Annotated in this window: 17 protein-coding genes; 5 read left to right on the top strand and 12 right to left on the bottom strand. The window is 54.8% G+C overall.

Annotated elements, in window-relative coordinates; translation table 11 throughout:
• Window positions 1-20 precede the first annotated feature (20 nt).
• From DDT56_RS18410 to DDT56_RS18360, 11 genes are all read right to left on the bottom strand, one after another.
• Window positions 21-785: an SDR family NAD(P)-dependent oxidoreductase gene (locus tag DDT56_RS18410; RefSeq protein WP_136167876.1), complete on the bottom strand. Its 765-nt coding sequence runs from the start codon at window positions 783-785 to the stop codon at window positions 21-23.
• A 58-nt stretch (window positions 786-843) separates the two neighbouring features.
• A complete protein-coding gene (locus DDT56_RS18405; protein ID WP_136167875.1) occupies window positions 844-1335 on the bottom strand; it encodes a FidL-like protein in 492 nt (163 codons plus the stop codon).
• Window positions 1332-2168, bottom strand: a complete 837-nt coding sequence (locus DDT56_RS18400; protein ID WP_136167874.1) for a winged helix-turn-helix domain-containing protein — start codon at window positions 2166-2168, stop codon at window positions 1332-1334. Before DDT56_RS18400 ends, DDT56_RS18405 begins: the two co-directional genes overlap by 4 nt.
• Before the next feature lie 145 nt (window positions 2169-2313).
• The gene (locus DDT56_RS18395) at window positions 2314-3339 is read right to left on the bottom strand and encodes an AI-2E family transporter (protein ID WP_136167873.1); all 1026 of its coding nucleotides are present in this window, start codon (window positions 3337-3339) and stop codon (window positions 2314-2316) included.
• Window positions 3314-6472 (bottom strand): efflux RND transporter permease subunit, encoded by a 3159-nt coding sequence (locus tag DDT56_RS18390; RefSeq protein ID WP_136167872.1) that lies wholly within the window; start codon window positions 6470-6472, stop codon window positions 3314-3316. The genes DDT56_RS18395 and DDT56_RS18390 overlap by 26 nt, the downstream gene beginning before the upstream one ends.
• A gap of 10 nt (window positions 6473-6482) precedes the next feature.
• On the bottom strand, window positions 6483-7589 hold the full coding sequence (locus tag DDT56_RS18385; RefSeq protein ID WP_136167871.1) for an efflux RND transporter periplasmic adaptor subunit: 1107 nt from the start codon (window positions 7587-7589) through the stop codon (window positions 6483-6485).
• Between the two features lie 147 nt (window positions 7590-7736).
• Window positions 7737-8591 (bottom strand): glycyl-radical enzyme activating protein, encoded by an 855-nt coding sequence (locus DDT56_RS18380; protein ID WP_136167870.1) that lies wholly within the window; start codon window positions 8589-8591, stop codon window positions 7737-7739.
• A complete protein-coding gene (cutC, locus tag DDT56_RS18375) occupies window positions 8554-10944 on the bottom strand; it encodes a choline trimethylamine-lyase (RefSeq protein WP_246856818.1) in 2391 nt (796 codons plus the stop codon). Before cutC ends, DDT56_RS18380 begins: the two co-directional genes overlap by 38 nt.
• A complete protein-coding gene (locus DDT56_RS18370; protein WP_136167869.1) occupies window positions 10941-11270 on the bottom strand; it encodes a DMT family transporter in 330 nt (109 codons plus the stop codon). Before DDT56_RS18370 ends, cutC begins: the two co-directional genes overlap by 4 nt.
• Window positions 11267-11620, bottom strand: coding sequence for a DMT family transporter (locus DDT56_RS18365; protein WP_136167868.1), 354 nt, complete (start codon window positions 11618-11620; stop codon window positions 11267-11269). The genes DDT56_RS18370 and DDT56_RS18365 overlap by 4 nt, the downstream gene beginning before the upstream one ends.
• A gap of 86 nt (window positions 11621-11706) precedes the next feature.
• Window positions 11707-12282 (bottom strand): YfaZ family outer membrane protein, encoded by a 576-nt coding sequence (locus DDT56_RS18360; RefSeq protein ID WP_136167867.1) that lies wholly within the window; start codon window positions 12280-12282, stop codon window positions 11707-11709.
• Between the two features lie 302 nt (window positions 12283-12584).
• Here DDT56_RS18360 and DDT56_RS18355 point away from each other — a divergent pair, with 302 nt between their 5' ends.
• Together DDT56_RS18355 and gss are read left to right on the top strand one after the other, a co-directional pair.
• Complete coding sequence (locus tag DDT56_RS18355) at window positions 12585-13214, top strand: LysE family translocator (protein WP_136167866.1); 630 nt, start codon at window positions 12585-12587, stop codon at window positions 13212-13214.
• Window positions 13215-13454: 240 nt separating this feature from the next.
• The gene (gene gss / locus DDT56_RS18350; protein WP_136167865.1) at window positions 13455-15353 is read left to right on the top strand and encodes a bifunctional glutathionylspermidine amidase/synthase; all 1899 of its coding nucleotides are present in this window, start codon (window positions 13455-13457) and stop codon (window positions 15351-15353) included.
• On the opposite strand, the gene DDT56_RS18345 is transcribed toward gss, so the two are convergent.
• A complete protein-coding gene (locus tag DDT56_RS18345; RefSeq protein ID WP_136167864.1) occupies window positions 15322-15918 on the bottom strand; it encodes a TetR/AcrR family transcriptional regulator in 597 nt (198 codons plus the stop codon). The genes gss and DDT56_RS18345 overlap by 32 nt on opposite strands.
• Before the next feature lie 116 nt (window positions 15919-16034).
• Between DDT56_RS18345 and DDT56_RS18340 the strand changes: the two genes are divergently transcribed.
• The 3 genes from DDT56_RS18340 (at window position 16035) to DDT56_RS18330 (ending at window position 18671) form a co-directional block, all read left to right on the top strand.
• Window positions 16035-16622 (top strand): NAD(P)H-dependent oxidoreductase, encoded by a 588-nt coding sequence (locus DDT56_RS18340; RefSeq protein WP_136167863.1) that lies wholly within the window; start codon window positions 16035-16037, stop codon window positions 16620-16622.
• A 206-nt stretch (window positions 16623-16828) separates the two neighbouring features.
• Window positions 16829-17812, top strand: coding sequence for a Gfo/Idh/MocA family protein (locus DDT56_RS18335; protein ID WP_136167862.1), 984 nt, complete (start codon window positions 16829-16831; stop codon window positions 17810-17812).
• Window positions 17813-17849: 37 nt separating this feature from the next.
• The gene (locus DDT56_RS18330) at window positions 17850-18671 is read left to right on the top strand and encodes a YdcF family protein (RefSeq protein WP_246856817.1); all 822 of its coding nucleotides are present in this window, start codon (window positions 17850-17852) and stop codon (window positions 18669-18671) included.
• Window positions 18672-19314: the final 643 nt, after the last annotated feature.

Below are 19314 nucleotides of genomic sequence, written 5' to 3'. Positions count from 1 at the left end.
CCAAGCTGAACGGATTCTCCTCAATGCATATGAATGCCGCCGTTTACATCGAGTGTCGTGCCGGTAACATAACCCGCTTCAGGGGAGGCCAGATAGGAGGCGGCCGCCGCTATCTCGTCGGGCTCACCGATGCGGCGCAGGGGAACCGCATCCAGCGAGGAATAACGACGCTGTTCACCCGTCGCGTTGATAGCCAGAGACAGCATCGGCGTATCTATCGGGCCGGGCGCGATAGTATTGACCGTGATGCCAAGCGGGGCCAGCTCACGGGCGGCCACGCGCGTCAGGCCGATGATCGTGGCTTTGGAGGACGAGTAAGCGACGCCGGACTGTACGCTGCCAAGCTGACCCGCACCGGAGGAGATCGTAATGATGCGGCCATGTTCAACGGCAAGACGCCGACGACGGCGCGCCATTTCCCGAATACACAGGAAGGTGCCGCGCGCGTTGACCGACTGAACACGATCCCAGTCCTCAACCGTGGCGTCCGCCAGCGAAATACCCGCTCCCGCCCCGCCTGCGCCGATAATACCGGCAAACTGCGCCAGAACGGCGACAGGTCCCATCTTTTGTTCGATATATTCGAATCCCGCGATCACGCTCGCCTCGTCGGCAATGTTGAATGAGATACCGCAATGTCCCTGACCGGGAAGCGTCGCCGCCAGTTTCTCTGCGACGTCGCCATCAAGATCCGCAATAACCACCGTCATACCGTCTTGTGCAAAGCGCGTTGCCGCAGCGCGGCCCAATCCGCCCGCACCTCCCACCACCAGTGCTATACGCATGCTGTTTCTCCCTTTGACTACATCCTATTCTGGAACGCCGTGGCGTCACGGTTTTCGCTTAATAAGCGACGCAGGTAAACAGGTAAGAAATCGGACCGCCGATTAAATAGGCCTGTTTGCCAAGCTGGATAACGTCCAACTGCAGCGTGGCGCTATCCGTGGTGAACTCGGACAGCAGCTGATTGAATAACGGTTCGGGGGTATTGTCCGTGGCGGATGCCGTGACGGCCTTTATATGGTAACGGAACGTATCCTGATCGAGCTTCCCGCCTTTATCGAGATTGATCGTTCGGCTCAGCGTCATATCCTTATCGCCGGTGGAGACGTGGCCGTTCAGCAGAAAATAGCCGGCATTGGCGCTTTGAAAACGCAGGTCCTGCGCCAGATGATAATCAAGAACGCTGCCGTTGCGACCCAGATCGTAACGCGTAAATCCGGAGCATTTGAATGGAAACGTCGTATTCTGCCGTAACAGCAGCAACGCAATCAGCACAGCCAGCAATAACACGGCACCTACCCCGACGAGCGTATAGGTTTTGACTCGCTTCAATTGATTCTCCAGTCATAGTAATAAAAGTTATCGCAAGCGATGATTTCCCGATGGTTGCCCAACTGGCAGAACGATAACATGGTGCGACCGTAATTCTGTGTGGAATCAGAGGTATAGTTATCAAAGACGATGCGCCGGTTAGCGCCGCAGCTCAGCTTGTTTGCCGTAAGGATTTGCTGAATCTGCCTATTGACGGCGGGGCGATCGTCCCGACTGATGTTTTTGAGGTAGGTGATCTCGCAGCCATTATCCAGTACCTCCTCGACCGGCGTAATCTCGCGCTCCTGCGGATTGGATCTCAGATGCGCCAGCGCGGCGATCAGAATCGATGCGCTGACGATACTCGCCAGGGCGGCAAACCAGAAAAAACGCCGCTGTCCTTTGGGGCGCTGCGGCGCATCCGCCATCGCCGTTGCCGACGGTTCGCTGACGCCGGTATTTGATTCGGCCTGCTGCGGCACGTTCTTTTCCCGCCGCGGCGCCGTTTCCTGCAAGCCCGCGCCCGGCTCACGGCTAATCTCGATATCCGTATTCAGGCGAAAGCCCATTTTGGGCACGGTGACGATCAGGTTATCGCACCCGTATCCGGCGAGGGCGCGGCGTAGCAGGCTGATATATTGGTTAAGGTTACTGTTTGAGCCGCGTAATCCGTATTTGTCCCACACTTCGGTTAACAGGTATTCCCGGGAAAGCACCTCGCCGTTGGATGCCAGCAATTGTTCCAGCAAACGCCCGGCGGGAATACTGAGTTTGATCGGTTCATCGTCAGAATGGTGGCTCAGCGTGCAATCGTCCGAGTTATAGGTGAGTTCCCTATCTATGATGTAAATCATCAAATTACCCGTTATTTTCAGTCAGCGGGATAGCCGTTCGCCGATTATAGAACCAGATTGATGCAGTATATAAGCAATATAGTCCGGGTTCATCGGGTCTTTTAACCACAAGCCAGGCGCATAACATCCCGCTGCGGCGCTAGCGCTATCCTTCCATCAGACGGGCCCAGCGTTTTCCTCCGTTAATCTGTTCCAGCGTCAGCTTGCAGGTCATGGTCAGCGGAACCGCCAGCAACACTCCGATCATTCCCAGTATCCCTCCCCATACCAGCAACGAAATCATGATAACGCTGACGGACATATTCAGTTTGCGTCCGAATAGATAGGGCTCCAGCACGCATCCCAATAGCAGGTTGATCAGCAGAATGATAACCAGCGCCGCCGCCCCGGTGGCGAATCCGTTAAAAACAAACGCCTGAATCAGCGGCGGTAAAGAGGCGACGATCGAACCGATAAGCGGAATAAAGTTGAACAGGAAAGCGATAATTCCCCAGATAAACGCGAACTTCACCTGAAGCAACGAGAGTACGCCCCATACGGCCAGCCCGTTGGCGGCGCTGATCAGCGTTTTTAATACCAGGTAGTGCGTTACGCTGGCGATGCCGCTGCGCACCGCCTGCATTTCAGGCGAGGCGGCCCGAAACAGTTTCTGCGTCTTCGTCGCCAGCGACGGCACCTCGATCAACATAAAGACGACGGTCAGAAACACCACCAGCGCCGCCGAAAACAGGTTCGATATCCGGTTCAGCATGCGGGCTATCAGGGATAAGAACTGGCCGGGATCGATCAATGAGACCACGGCTTCCGGCGTGACCGACAACCCCATGCTTTCCAGCGATAATTTACTGTCGGCGAGCTGTCGCGTAAGCAGCCACTGCATCTGCATACTCATCTGGTTAAACTCCGGCAACGCCGCCACCATCATCAGTAGCGTATAAGTCAGCGCCAACAGCAAGATAAGGCCCAGCAGCGTCACGACCAGCGGGCGGGGCAAGCCGGTGCGGCATATCACCCCGACCACCGGCTCCAGCACGATGACCAGAAACAGCGACAACAGCAGCAGCGAGAGGATCGACGCCGCCATATGGGCGCCAATGACGACGACCGTCAATGCCGCCAGAAGCAGCATCCGCTGCAGCAGTTTATTATCGGTGCGAAGGGGCGTTCTCATCTTTATCCTTCTTATTTTTATGGGGATTTTCGCCACTAAAACGACGGTGGCATTTTTCCCGCAGGGTCTGAATATGCAGATATAACGCCGGAATAAACAGCAGACCCAGCGTGGTGGCCGCCAGCATGCCGGCAAACAGCGTCACGCCGATCGTCTGACGGCTCTGTTCGCTGGCTCCTCCCGCCAGCATCAAGGGTATCACCCCGATAATAAAGGAGACCGCCGTCATGATAACCGCACGAAAGCGCCGACGTGCGCCGGAGAGCGCGGATTGCATCAGGTTTTCCCCCGCGGCGCGCCGTTTAGCGGCAAATTCGACGATCAAAATGGCGTTCTTCGCGGCAAGACCGATCAGCAACATTAACCCGATCTGCGCATAAATATTGTTGGTCAGGCCGGTCAGTTGCAGCCCGATCACGGCGCCTGCCAGCGCAAAAACCACCGAGAGCAGTACCGCCGCCGGCATACTCCAGCTTTCATACTGCGCGACCAGGAACAGATAGGCAAACAGCATAGCCGCCAGGCAAAGATAGAGGATCTGTCCGCTGTTTTGTCGTTCCTGTAACGATAATCCGCTCCAGCTGTAGCCATAGCCTGGCGGCAGATGGTCGCGCAGTACCTGCTCCATTACCCGCATCGTTTCGCCGGAGCGCACGTTTTCCGCGCCGGAACCATTAACCGATACCGAGGGAAACAGGTTGTACGCCGTCAGAAACGGCGTACCCAGCGTAGGTTCCATCGTCACCAGTTGGCTCAGATTGACCAGCGCGCCGCTGTTGCTGCGTACCGACAGATGATGGATTTGTTCACTGCGCTGCCGGTAATTCATTTCATTTTGCACCTGGACCCGATATAACCGGTTGTCCTGGGTGAAGTCGCCCGCCAGCGTACCGCCAAAGGCGGTTTGCAGCGTGGCGAAGACGCGTTCAATCGGCACCTGCAACATCGCGGCCCGCTGGCGATCGATAACCAGCTTTAGCTCCGGGCTGTTGGCGCTGAAGGTGGTGAATACCCGCTGTAGCGCTGGCTGCTGATTGGCCGCCATAATAATAGCATGACTGATGCGCGCGAGTTGCCGGGGCGATTGTCCGCTTAACGCCTGCAAGCGCAGATCAAATCCCGCCGCATTTCCTAGTCCGCTAATCGGCGGCGGCGCAATAACCATCAGCATTGCCGACGGAATGCGCGCCAGCTGTTGCTGCATGGCCGGCAGCAGCTCATCGACGCTCGGGCGTTCCCGCCAGGGCTTCAGCATCACAATCGCAAATCCGGTATTCGACGCATTGGTCCCGCTGATCAGGCTGAATCCGCTGATTTTTATCACGTCTTCGACCGCGGGATTTGCCGCCAACTGCTGGTACATCTGATCCATCACCTGGTCGGTGCGCATCAACGATGCGCCATCCGGTAGCTGCGCGTTGATAAAGACGTATCCCTGATCCTCCTGCGGCAAGAACGCCGTCGGCAGCATGCGGTAACATCCCCAGACGATAGCGGCCGCCCCGACCACACCGGCTATGCCGATCCAGGCGTGGCGGCTAATATACCCGACAACCCGGACATACCCGTCCCGCAGCGCCTCCACGCCGCGATTGAAGCGTGCGAATCCGCCGGTTACCGGCGTGGCATGCCGGCGGACCAGCAGGGCGGACAGCGCGGGCGTTAAGGTCAACGCCGTGATGCTGGAAATGATCATCGCGGCGCAGAGCGTCAGCGCAAACTGACGATACAGCTCCCCGCTAATCCCCGACATCATGGTGATTGGCACAAATACCGCCAGCAGCACCAAGGTTGTGGCAATAACCGGTCCGGCTATCTGCGTGACCGCTTCACGCGTCGCCTGCAGCGCCGTTTTTCCGGGGCTATCGCTCATCAGCCGCTCGACGCTTTCCACCACCACAATCGCGTCATCCACCACGATATTCAGCGCCAGCACCATGGCGAACAGGCTGAGCATATTCAGGCTGTACCCCATCAGATAGAGCACCGCCACCGTACCCAGCAGAGAAACAGGGATCGCCAGCGCAACGATAAGCGTTGCCCGAATGCGCTGCATAAACAGATAGACCACCAGCAATACCACCAGCAGCGTCAGCGCCAGCGACTGGTTGATCTCCTTGATGGCGCTTTGTACCGATTCACTGGCGTCGAATTTCACCTGATAGCGGATATCTTCAGGAAAATCGGCCGAGAGACGCGCCAGCTCCCGCTTGATGGCGGTGACCAGACGCAGCGCATTGGCCCCCGGCGCCGGGTAGACCATCAGCAATACGCCGGATGTATTATTCACCGAGGCGTTGATCTGATAGTTTTCCGCGCCCAGCGCGACATCGGCCACATCCCCCAGCCGCACCATGCCGCCGTGCGCGTTACTGCGCAGCACAATCCGGGAGAACGCGGCGGGAGAATCAAGTCGGCCTTGCCCGCTGAGCGTGAGGGTCTGCAACTGGGTTGCGGGTGTCGGCGAGGCGCCCAGTTGTCCCGCCGCCGCCTGTACGTTTTGCTGACGCAGCGCCGTGATAATGTCGTCCGTACTGATGTGCAGCGCTTCCATCCGTTGGGGTTTCAACCAGACTCGCATGCTGTAGTCCCGAGCGCCCAGCACATCGACATCCCCGACGCCGTCAATGCGCGCCAGCGCATCGCGCACTCGCTGACGGGCAAACTGGCTCAGCGCGAGCATATCGTGCGACCGTTTCGGCGACGTCAGGCTGATCCCCATCAGGATATTCGACGCGCGTTTACGCACGGTGATGCCCTGGGCATTGACTTCCGGCGGCAGTTGCGCCGTCACCTGTGACAAACGGTTCTGGATCTCGACCACCGCCATATCGGCAGAGGTTCCGTTGGCAAAGGTAATCGACAGGTCATAGCGCCCATTGTTGCTGCTGTTCGATTCCATATACAGCATATGGCTGACGCCATTAATCTGCCGCTCAATCGGGCCGCCGACGGCCTGCGCCACATCGCCGGCATTGGCGCCCGGATAAAAGGCGCTGACGCGCACAACGGGCGGCGTGATATCCGGAAACTGCTCCACCGGTATCAAGCGTAGCGCCAGACACCCGGCAATAACGATAATTAACGCCAGCACCATCGCAAATTTGGGTCTTCGAATGAAAAAATGCAGCATGTTCCCCTCCTTAGGATTGCGTCGACGGCGTGACGGCATCGCCCGCCTGCAAATGCTGAATGCCGGACACAATGACCCGCTGCTCGTCTGACAACCCGGATATGACCGGATACATCCCCTGCGTCGGCGCCCCGACCGTGACGCGCCGTTTTTCAACTAGGGACCGGGCGTTGACGATCATCACGAAATGACCGTTTTTATCCTGTTGCAACGCGGCCGCCGGGATCATTAGCGGCGCGGGAGAGGAGGAGTGCATCACCACCCTGACCACACCGCCCGGCAACAGTTTTTCATCAGGATTAGGGAACTGTAAGCGCAGCGCCACCGTGCCCGTTAGCGGGTCGATGGCGTTGTCCCAGGCATCGAAACGGCCGGTATGCGTATAGCGGCTGCCGTCGCTGAGCCGCAACTGCGGGGAAATATCCTCAAGTGTCCTGCTCTGAGGCGATGTTCCCTGCGCTACTTCACGCAGGTAGTCCGGCTCATTGATCGAGACGACCACGCGTAACGGATCCAACTGCGTCAAGGTCGCTAAGCTTCCCGTCGCCGGGCCGACCAGCGTGCCGGGATAATAGGCGCTGTGGCTGATTCGCCCGCTAAACGGCGCGGTAATCCGGGTATAGCCTAACGTGATCCGCTGCGTAGCGAGATCGGCGTTGGCCTTGCTCAATGCGGCCAGCGCCACCTCCAGATTCGCTTTCGCCCTGTCCTTATCCGCCTGGCTGACCGCCTGTGCCGCCGTCAGGCGGTTAAGCCGATTGAAATGCAGGCGCGCATTGTTGACGTTGGCCTGCGCGCTGGTCACGGCGGCGCGCGCTCGCGTCGCCGCGGCCTCTTGTTCCGCGGGATCTATCTCAAACAGCGCCTGGCCCGCGTTAACCCAATCGCCATCGTGAAAATGGCGTTGCGCGATGAATCCCTGCACCCTTGCCACTATCGGCGTCGAACGAATCGCCTCCACCCGGCCCAAATAGGTTTTCTCCACCTCGGCGGCCGCCTGCGCCGCGCCGGCCGTCGTCACCACCGTTACAGGGGCGGCCGGCACGTTGCCGGAAATCAGTACGCCCAGCAATATCAGGCGGTTAAACAGATTTTCTTTTCCAGTGAAAATATTCATGACTATGACCTGAGAAAAATAAATGTACGCAACGTCAGAGAGGAAAAACGCCGATTTGGCCGACGGCTATCCCGGCGCATCCGGCATTGGATGCGCCTTTTCAGGAGACGAGGCTTGTCGGCCTTGCTGAATGCGACGGTCGCCTTTCTAGGCGATACAGTGAGAAAGCGTCGTAACAGTCAGCCCATGGCGTTGCGCGGCGTTTTCCAGCGTTGCGATATTGGCGTTGCCGGCATCGGGATGCATTTCCGCATACCGATAGGGTTTACCCAGCAGCGCGTACTTGCCGACGCCGAAACTGTGGTACGGCAACAGGTCGATCCCGGTAAATGCGCTATGGCCGGCCGTCAGGGCGCGGATCATCGACATCATTTTTTCCGCCTGCGGCGGATCGTCGTTCACGCCCGGGATCACCGGAATGCGCAGACGAATCGGAATGCTGCCGGTGAGCAGCCGTTTCAGGTTGAGCAGAATCCACTGATTGCCGACGCCGGTGTAGCGGACGTGCCGTTGCTGATCGGCCAGTTTGAGATCGAACAGGATCAGCTGGCTGAACTCGCACGCCTGCCACAGCGCCGACCAGGGCGCGAATCCCGACGTCTCCACCGCCGTATGTACCCCATCCCGGCGGCAGGCCGCGAGCAATTCTCTGGCGAAGAGGGGCTGCATCGCCATTTCTCCGCCGCTCAGGGTGACGCCGCCGCCGGATGTCCGATAATAGGCTTCATCCGCCATGACCTGCGCATGCACATCGGCCACGGTTCTCACTTCGCCGATATGGCGCGGGGCGCTCTGCGGACATCGCCCGGCAAAAACATCCTGCCGCGGGCTAATTCCCTCCGGATTGGCGCACCATACGCATTGCAACGGACAGCCTTTCAGGAAAACCACGCTGCGGATCCCCGGTCCGTCATGCAGCGAGAAACGCTGAATATTGAAGAGTCTCCCCGTCGTCTGAGACGCGTCAGAAGCGGCGGAGCACGGTGCGGCTGATAATTTCATCCTGTACCTCACGACTAAGTTCCACGAAAAACGCGCTGTATCCGGCAACGCGGATCATCAGATTGCGATAGGCATCGGGATTTTTCTGCGCTTTCAACAGCGTGTCGTTGTCCACGTAGCTGAATTGCATCTGCGCGTTGCCCAGCTGGCTGGCGGTGCGCAGCAGATTGATGATCCCCTGTTCGCCTTCCGGCGTATCCAGCAGGCCGTACATCAGCTTGAAGTTGTGCACCATGCCGATCTCCATCTCTTCCACGTTAAGGCGGCTGATGGAGTTGATAATGGCGGTCGGACCGGCGATATCAGACTGTTGCGCGGGGCTGATGCCGTCGGCCAGCGGCTGCCCGGCCAGACGCCCGCTCGGCAGCGCGCCGGTCATCAGGCCAAACGGCGTATTGTTGGAAATGGACAAGGTGCCGTGAGTAAAGGGACTGTAGAGCATCGGGTATTTGCGGTGCTCGTACTCGATGAAACGGATCAGATCGCGGGCGATCAGGTCGACCGCTTTAATGTCGTTGCCGAACTTATCGACCTGTAGACAGGCATGGCGCAGCGCCTCCTGGCCCTGAAAATTGTTGTTCAGGGCATCGGCCATCTCGACTGGCGTCACCCGGCGCTGGCGATAGACCAGTTCGCGCATCACCATCATGGAGTTGGCGAAATCCGCCAGGCCGGTCCAGATCAGACCGGGGCCGTTGTTGACGAACGCGCCGCCCTGCATCACGTCTTTACCGCTCTCGACGCATCCATCGATCAGACAGGAGATCAGCGGCTTCGGCGCGTGGGCTTTATGCAGTTTCTGCACCATCAGCGTCGCTTCCGCCGCCTGACGTATGATATGACGCAGCTGCGTTTTCACCGCGTCCTCGAAGGCGCGGTAATCGGCGAGCGTGGCGATCTCGCCGGTTTGCGGCCCGACCTGCGCGCCGCTGGCGGTTTTGCCGTTGTTTATCGCCAGCTCGATCGCGCTGGTGAACGTGGTATAGCCGACCGAGGTCCACTGATAGATTTTCCCCGACTTCTGCGGCTCCACGCAGCCCATCAGGCAGTAGTCGCGCGCATCTTCATAGTCAAAGCCTTTACGCAGCATCATCTTGATATGCGCGTCGTCAAAGTGGCAGGCCGGAAAGCCCATGCCCGCCCGAATGACATCCACCACCTTGCGCAGGAAATGCGCCGGCGTTTGATTGTGGATCCTGACCGCCAGTCCGGGCTGATAGAGCTTCAGTTTGCGCGAGCAATCCATAAAAAGCAGCGACAGCGGGTTGGTGGCGTCGCCGCCTTCACGTTGCTGTCCGCCCACCACCAGATTGATAAACGGCTGATATCCGGCGAAATACATCGCCGTCGATTCGCTGCAAATCCACAGGCACTCCGACATTTTAATCATCCAGCAGCAGATCAGCGTCTCGGCCTGCTCCTGCGTCAATACGCCGGCGGCCAGATCCGCCTCCAGATAAGGCCACAGGTACTGGTCGGCCCGGCCCAGGGAAATGCCGGTCTGGTTCTCTTCCAGAATAAACAGCGATTGCACGAACCAGATGGACTGCAACGCTTCATGGAAGTTGCGGGGAGGATGTTCCGGTACGCGCAGGCATATCTCCGCCAGTTGCCGCAATTCGGCGCGGCGCAGCGGATCGGTCTGTTTTTCCGCCAGCCGTCCGGCGTAAGCGGCATAGCGCCGGGCATATTCGATCACGCCGTCGCAGGTCTGAATAACCGACTGATAGAAATAACGTTTTTCCTGCGTGTCATCCGCCACCGCCCGCAGGCCGTCCAGCGCTTCCGCCGCTTGCGCACGAATGCCGCCCATACCCCGCGTCAGCAGAATATTGTCGTACCCCGGACAGGTATCCCCGCCGCCGTTCTGGGTTTTGATGGTAAGATCGCAAATGCCTTCGTCATTACTCCACGCCCACAGCCCGGCCTGGCGCAGTTGGGTTTCGGCCATCTCATCCAGCGAACGCCCTTGCCAGAAGGGGAAAATATGCTCACGCAGTTCCTGCTGGTCGGACTCGCTGATGAAATAGGGATCCTGCGCCCGCGTGGCCATGCTTTCCAGCTCTTCGGCAACCCAGCGCCAGGCGATTTCCGGCGAAATTTCTCCCCCGCGGGCGCGTCCGGCCGGATGGCTGATGATCAACTCTCCGTCTTCGATTACCAGCGGCGCGGTCTCACAGGCGCGCCGAAATGCCATCGCCCGCAGCAGAATGGCCGGCATACCGGGATTGCGCCGGTAAACGTCGGTTACCGCACGTGCCCGCGAGATGGAAATAAAGGGTTTGGCTTTTAAATAGCGGGCGCGCAATGCGGCGATGCGCGGTAATAAATGGGTTTCTTGATAGGTCATCATTTAAATATCCCCATAATGATACAACCAGAAATAATGAAACAGAGTCCGATAACGCCGTATTTATCCGGTTTTTGTTGATAGAAAATAAATCCGGCAAACGCCACCAACACAATTCCCAAACCGCACCACAGGGAATAGACCAGCCCCGGCGAGCTCATGGTCATGGCCTGCGCCAGCGCATAGAAGCACCCCAGATAAGCGAAGATGGTCAATAATGAAGGGAGAAACCGGCTAAAATTTCGTGTCTTGATAAGCAGGCTGGTGCCGGTGACTTCCAGCGCCACGGCAATAAACAGCCAGAAGGTCAATACGATTAACGGCATCATGATTGGCTTACTCCCGCGTCATTTTTTGCCAATATATTAATAATCAATACTCCGATAATAATTAACCACATTCCGATAATACTGATGGTCTGTAGCGGAATATCCCAGAAAATCGCTCCCAGAATATTCGTCGCCAGAATACCGATACCGGACCATAAGGCGTAGGCAAATCCCAGAGATATACGTTGCAGCGATAATGTCAGCGTGTAATAGGACACCATATAACCCAGTGTGGCTAATAACGAAGGTAAAACTCTCGTTATGCCATCAGACAATATCAGCATATTGGTGGCGAATATTTCAAAAATAATCGCCACCAATAGCCAGAAATAACATTTTCTGCGAGTCATGAATAAATCCTGATATATTAGTGAGTGCGCGTTTTCAAGCGCGCACTATATCCGTGGTGCTTTCCATTACTGGATAGTATCCAGACTTAGAAACTTACTTTGCCGCCGATATAAGGCCCGTCAATCAGGCGTTCATTGGCGCGGGAATTTTTTCCATCCATACCGATATAACGGTAACCGGCTTTTAACGTTAGCGGGCTGGCCGGCGACCAGTTGAATCCGGCATCCGCATCCACATAGTTTTTAGCGCTATTGCTTAATTGGCGCGGCGCGGTATAGCCGCTGGCATAAAAACCGACGCTATCGGTAAATGGCACCTTGATTCCCGCGCCGACCGGGAAGGCGACGCCTTCTGAATTCCCCTTGGAGCCTTTGATATATTTTGCCTGCGCGCCCAGATTAACCATCGCCGGGCCCGCCGGAAGATTAATGCCGCCTTCGCCCCCGGCGACTTCGCGACCGTTCTGGTTGTTTTTGGTCCATCCGCCGTTGATATATAAGCCGGAGGTCTCTTGTCCCTGGCCGATATTAACGTCGGTGAAGTTTTTCCCGACGCCGACTTCCCCCTGGACCGCCTGCGCGGCAGGAAGAAAAGCCATAGACAGTGTGGAAAAACCAACAAGCGCCGTAATTGCTTTTAACGTGGTACGTACTTTCATCATATTCACCTTTAATCTCTGAATGGTTATAAACAAGGGAGAAAGCCTTTATCGTTCAGCATTTCTCCGGTGGGGATATGAAACCGTACAACGGCGCTTTACTGCAATTTAATTCTGTAAAAATTAAATATATAGTTTTTAATTCTAATGGTGTCGGCGTATTTATATTTTTATCTCGATAAACGGGGGGAAGTGGCAAGGGCGAATACTGGATATCGGACTGCGGCGATAAAATAATTTACCGATTGTGTTTTTCGATGTTTCGATTATGGTTATGGGTATTAAAATGGTACGAGGGGGTCGAAATGCCTGATATATCAAGTATGATCGCATTTGGTTTTGTTGCTCTGGGGATGGTTTTGACTCCGGGGCCGAACATGGTTTATCTGATCTCGCGCTCCCTCTGCCAGGGGCGGACCGCCGGCCTGATATCTCTGTCTGGTGTGGCCCTCGGTTTTGTTTTCTATATGTTCTGCGCCGCGTTTGGGATTACCGCACTGATAATAACCATTCCTTATGCCTACGATGCTCTTCGTATTGGGGGCGCCGCTTACCTTCTTTATCTGGCCTGGCAGGCAATTAAACCCGGCGGGCATTCACCATTTCAGGTTCGTGAACTGGAAAAAGATAGTCCCTGCAAACTCTTTATGATGGGATTTATTACTAATCTGCTTAATCCTAAAATAGCGATAATGTATTTATCTTTATTGCCTCAATTTATTAACGCCGAGCATGGGAGCGTGCTGACACAATCGCTTGCATTGGGATTTATACAAATAATTATTAGTGTCTCGGTAAACGCCGTTATAGCAGTATCTGCAGGAACAATAGCGATTTTCCTGACCGGCCGTCCAGTTTGGATGGTTATGCAACGTTGGTTAATGGGGACGGTATTGGCTGGATTAGCATTAAGAATGGCATTGGATAAGCGATAATTAAAGGGATTGATAATCCCGTTGGCAGCGACTGGATCAAATTACCGTGCCATGGTCAGATAGCGCGGGATATTGCCGGATTCAGCGACGCGGATAGTCGGGTAATTTTCTGTCCTGGCGCCATTATCCTATTGAATGAGTGCTATCATAATCCCACCTCTGTCGGGTATTGCCTGGACGGGATAATAGAGGGGTTTTCTACCGCCAACTGTCCGGGCTGCATTAATTTGAGGTCAGGCAATGAGCACAGCAGCAACAGGTAGTGACGCCCCATTCGGCACGTTGTTGGGGTATGCGCCGGGCGGCGTGGCGATTTATTCATCGAATTACAGAAGTTTGGACCGGCAAAATATGCCGGGCGACGCCTCGTTTCGCAGCTATATCGACAACGAATATATGGGGCATAAGTGGCAGTGCGTCGAGTTCGCCCGCCGTTTTCTGTTTTTGAACCATGGCTTCGTCTTTACCGACGTCGGCATGGCGTATGAAATCTTCTCTCTGCGCTTTTTGCGCCAGGTCGTTAATGACAATATCCTGCCTTTACAGGCCTTTGCCAACGGCTCTCAGCGTCCGCCGATAGCCGGCGCGCTGCTGATCTGGCAAAAAGGCGGCGAATTTTACCAGACCGGCCACGTGGCGGTAATCACCCAACTGGTGGGCAATAAGGTTCGCGTCGCCGAGCAGAACGTGACTGACACGCCGTTACCCGCAGGGCAGCAGTGGACGCGCGAGCTGACGCTGGAAGTGAGCGACGGCCGCTACACCATTCACGACACCTTCGATGACACCACTATCCTCGGCTGGATGATTCAGACCGATGAGACGGAGCACAGCCTGCCGCAGCCGACCATCCCCGGAGAGGCGTTGGCCATTCACGGCGCGCGGCTGGACAATCGGGGTCAGTTCGCCGGCAAGTGGCTGGACGAGCGGGATCCCTTGCAGATGGCCTATGTGCAGGCGAATGGCGGCCACGTTATCAACCAGGATCCCTATCAATATTTCACCATCACCGAATGCGCTGAGCAGGAACTGATCAAGGCGACCAATGAGCTGCATCTGATGTATCTGCACGCCACCGATAAGGTGATGAAAGATGACGATTTGCTGGCGCTTTTCGATATTCCCAAGATTCTGTGGCCGCGTTTACGGCTCTCCTGGCAGCGGCGCCGGCACGATATGATCACCGGGCGCATGGACTTCTGCATGGATGAGCGTGGTCTGAAAGTCTATGAATATAATGCCGATTCCGCTTCCTGCCACACCGAAGGCGGGCTGATCCTCGAACAGTGGGCCCGTCAGGGATATCCCGGCAAAGGGCATAACCCGGCGGAAGAGTTGCTCGGCGAGCTGACCGGCGCGTGGAAACACAGCCTGGCGCGGCCTTTTGTCCACATCATGCAGGACAAGGACCTGGAAGAGAATTACCACGCCGGGTTTATGCAACGCGCCCTGACGCAGGCCGGCTTTGAGAGCAAAATTCTCTACGGGCTTGATGAGCTGCGCTGGGATGATGCCGGGCGGCTTATCGATGGCGATGGCCGGCTGGTTAACTGCGTCTGGAAAACCTGGGCCTGGGAGACCGTTATTGAACAGGTGCGCGAGGTCAGCGCCGCCGAATATGCGGCGGTGCCGATCCGTACCGGGCACCCGGATAATAAGGTGCGATTGATCGACGTGCTGATGCGTCCCGAAGTGATGGTCTTTGAGCCGCTGTGGACGGTGATCCCGGGCAACAAAGCGATTCTGCCGGTGCTTTGGTCGTTGTTCCCGCATCATCGCTATCTGCTGGATACCGATTTTACGGTGAACGAAGAGCTGGCGAAAACCGGTTATGCGATCAAGCCGATTTCCGGGCGCTGCGGCAGCAATATTGACCTGGTCAGTCATCACGATGAAGTGCTGGATAAGACTTCCGGCAAGTTCGTCGATCGGAAAAATATCTACCAGCAGCTGTGGTGTCTGCCCAATGTCGCCGGGAAGTACATTCAGGTCTGTACCTTTACCGTCGGCGGCAATTACGGCGGCACCTGCCTGCGCGGCGATGATTCGCTGGTGATTAAAAAAGAGAGTGATATCGAGCCGCTGATTGTGCTGAAAGACAGCCAGATTAGCGCGCGGCGCGGTGCCTCTGCACCATAGAGATAATCACGTGGAACAGTTCATCCTTTGCCTGCTGTTCGGTAATGACCTCTTTAACCGCGGCGTAAGATAACCCTTCGGCGGAACCGAGCATGGCCCGGAGGGTTGCGTCGCTGAGAGGATGATTGCAGAACGGAGTAAATAGCCCGCGGCATTTTTCCGTAAAGGTAGCGGCATATTCCTGTCTGATTTGTTCAAGCTCGGGAGTGCCGTTGAGCGCCGCCATAACGTTGGGCATTTCACGCCCCTGAAGCAGCACGCACTCAATGTACGATGTGGCGATGATCGACGCCAGTTTCTCAAGCGTCGGCTCTGTTTGGCGGATAATTTCATCCATCAGCGCCGTCTGGCGATGATCGAATTCTTTATAAAGCGCGGCGAAAAGCCCGGAACGGCTGGTAAAGTGATCGTAAACCACCGGTTTCGTCACGCCTGCCTTTTCCGCCAGATGCCCGAGAGTCAGCGCTTCTGTGCCTTCTTCCCGAACAATCCTCCATGCGACTTCTATCAGCTGTAGATGACGTACTTCTCTTGATAAACGCTGTCGTACGCGTGGTCTGGACATTGCCGCTATTTCCCGTTGACATCCTTATATACCAAAGGTAACTTACTATTGGTAGGTTGCTGTTAGTATATAAGACTACCTCCGGCACCCTTTCATGACAATAGGGAGTACCCGCAATGCATGCATTAATAGTCGTTTCTCATCCTGTTAATACCTCACTGACCCACGGCGTCGCTGCCGCAATTGCGCAAGGGATCGCTGAATCAAATCCGCAAAATTCGTTTGAAATAGCGGATCTTGCGCAGGAGGGCTTTAACCCGATTTTTTCTGCGTCAGATGTGGCGGCTTTTCAGCAGACCGGCGCAACGCCGCCTGATGTGGTTGCGCAGCAGGCGCGCATCGACAACGCGGATGCGCTGGTGCTGGTATTTCCCATTTACTGGTGGTCGATGCCGGGGTTATTGAAAGGGTGGATCGATCGCGTTTTTTCAAACGGCTGGGCCTATGAAGATACGGCTGACGGCAACGTGGTAAAGAAGCTGGGACATTTGCCGGTGCATCTTATTGCGCTGGGCGGCGCCAACCAAAGCACATTCGAAAAACGCGGCTATTCCGAGGCGTTTAATGCGCAGATAGTACAGGGTATTTTCGACTATTGCGGCGCGCCGGTGGCGACCTCTGAAATACTGCTGATGCCGGAGCTGAAAACACCCGACGCCTGCCTGGAGGCCGCGCGTAATATCGGGGGCGTTATTTTTCGGTAGTATATGTGTTGCTGGTGAATTTTTATAAGTAAATTAATGAGATTAGCCCGTTGGTAATAACAAAACGGAATGCGGGAAAACAATTTATTCTGCAATTCACTATATAATATGCCGCTGTTAAATAATTCTTGTCGCAAGCTTCATTTTTCGTCAATTTATCACGACAACCTGGATTCTTTCACGTTCGCTTAGAGGGCATAACTCTGATGATTCGTTTCGGCATCGTAGGAACCAATTGGATAACCCGCAAGTTCATTGATGCGGCCCATGAAACGGGCAAAATGAAACTGACTGCCATTTATGCGCGCTCGCCGGAGAAAGCGCGGCAGTTTCAGGTGGATTATACCGTTGGCGCTCTTTTCAGCTCACTGGAAGAGATAGCTCGTTCAGATCTTATCGACGGCGTGTATATTGCCAGCCCTAATTCGCTTCACTGCGAACAGGCCCTGGTATTTCTCAGACATGGCAAACATGTTATCTGTGAAAAGCCCCTGGCATCGAATTGGAGAGAAGCGGAGCGGATGATAGCCTGCGCTCGTGAGAAGCGGGTAGTCCTGTTCGAAGCCTATAAGACCGCCAGTCTCGCTAACTTCAATGTAGTAAAGCAATCGTTGCCGGGGTTGGGCAAGCTGCGCAAGGCGCTGCTGAACTACTGTCAGTTCTCTTCGCGCTATCCCCGTTATCTGGCCGGCGAGAACCCCAATACGTTCAATCCGGCTTTTTCCAACGGTTCCATCATGGACATAGGTTTTTACTGCCTGGCCTTTGCCGTCGCTTTATGGGGGAGGCCGAACAGCGTGCTGGCAAGCGCTACCCTGCTGGAAAGTGGCGTTGACGGACTTGGCAGCGTAATTCTGAACTATGGTGATTTCGATGTAACCATCATCCACTCTAAAGTCAGCCACACGGCCATTCCTAGCGAAATCCAGGGGGAAGAGGGTACTCTGGTTATTGAGCACTTATCCGAATGTCAACGTGTTACGCTTGTCATGAGAGACGGTAGCCGGCGTGAACTCGGTCAACCGCAGCCTGCCAATAGTATGGTGTCTGAGGCGGAAACTTTTGCCTCTCTGGTAGCGTCGCGTAACGTTGAACATCCAGGGTTGGAGCATTCACGGATCGTGGCAGAACTACTGACGGAAATTCGTCGTCAGACCGGGGTGGTCTTCCCCGCCGACCATGCCAGGTAAGAGGCGGCGTTGCGGAAGTTGATTGCCAGGGGGAAATATGAACGCCGAAGGTTTAGCCGCATCGAAGTTTCCTGCAATGCCTGAAGATGTCATTGCTGCTATAAATGTCATCGCCTCTTGGCTTGCGGTTGATGATTTTTCTTCCCGTCGAGATAAAATAACTGCCGACGCCATTATTTTGGCCGGTAATGCGGTATTAACCACCATCGACGGCGCTTGTTTATTGGCGAAAAAGCACGATATTCCGCTGATTCTTTCCGGCGGCATTGGTCACTCTACTCCTTTACTTGCCGCGGCCATTGAAAAGCATCCTCGTTATCGAGAGATAGATACTGGTAATCTGCGCTCAGAAGCGGCGTTTTTTTATGATATTGCCACCCGATTTTGGGATTTGCCCGAGAAGCGGATTTTTCTGGAAGATGCCTCAAGTAATACGGGTGAAAATGCAAAATTCACCCGCGCGTTGTTGGAAAAGATACAATTAAAACCGCAGCATATTGTTCTTATTCAAGACCCTTTATTACAGCGCCGGACTTACGCCACGTTTTGCCATGTATGGTCGGATGCGGTCAAAAAACCAATTTTCTTAAACTGGCCAACGTATATTCCTAGCCTGGTTAATACAAAAAATGGCGTTTGTTTCTCTGGTGATACTCACTACGGTCTCTGGGAGATAGATCGTTTTATCTCCTTATTATTGGGAGAAATTCCCCGCTTACGGGATAATGAACAGGGGTATGGCCCAAAAGGTAAAAAATATATTAGTCATGTAGACATACTAAAATCGATAGAAGATGCCTGGCAATATATCATCAAGCACCCGTTGCTTTTAGAAAACGAGTGGCGTGAACGAGGTTAATACAATGGGGGTATTAAGCAGGTAGTGCTGTAATTTTTTATTTATAGTTCTTGGGTGACAAATGAATATTCGCTTATTTATTGAAAATTTAAATGCTAAATTAGTTGGGGAATGAATATCAAGTGTTAAAGTTTTTTGAGAAATTAAACTTTTCTTTTTTGTTATTAGATAACGTTATTTTAAAAATGCATTTGTCTGATCTTTTAATCCGAACCGGCGGTCAGACACGGCAGCGATAAAGCTTCCTCTGTACTGGAATATGACGCAGAACTAGCTCTGCATATTTCAGCGGCCTTCATCAGCACCAGAAAGTCACGTTAATTCTAGAGAAGTTCTTACCTCCAGGATTTTGCAGAATTAAATGATACCGCTCTATAAACTGGATGAAGAGACGGTCCGGGAGTCATCAGGGCAAACCCTAACGCGTCCTGAGCAAATACATTACGCTGGCTACTGGTGCTGTTCTATGGATTATCTGGGGCGGTCGCTGCGTGATGTTTCCCATCAATGTCTTGAAACACTGACAAAGTTCGTTAGTAACTGTGCGTTTGAGAAGAACGGCAGATACGCTGTTGGTAGGGGAAGACTAGGAACATGATCCTACCCACGAATGGTGGACACGCTGTTAAGCGAGTAAAATCGT

This window comes from Brenneria corticis, assembly GCF_003115855.1.
Lineage (GTDB): Bacteria > Pseudomonadota > Gammaproteobacteria > Enterobacterales > Enterobacteriaceae > Brenneria > Brenneria corticis.
This window is presented reverse-complemented; position numbering and strand designations above follow the sequence as displayed.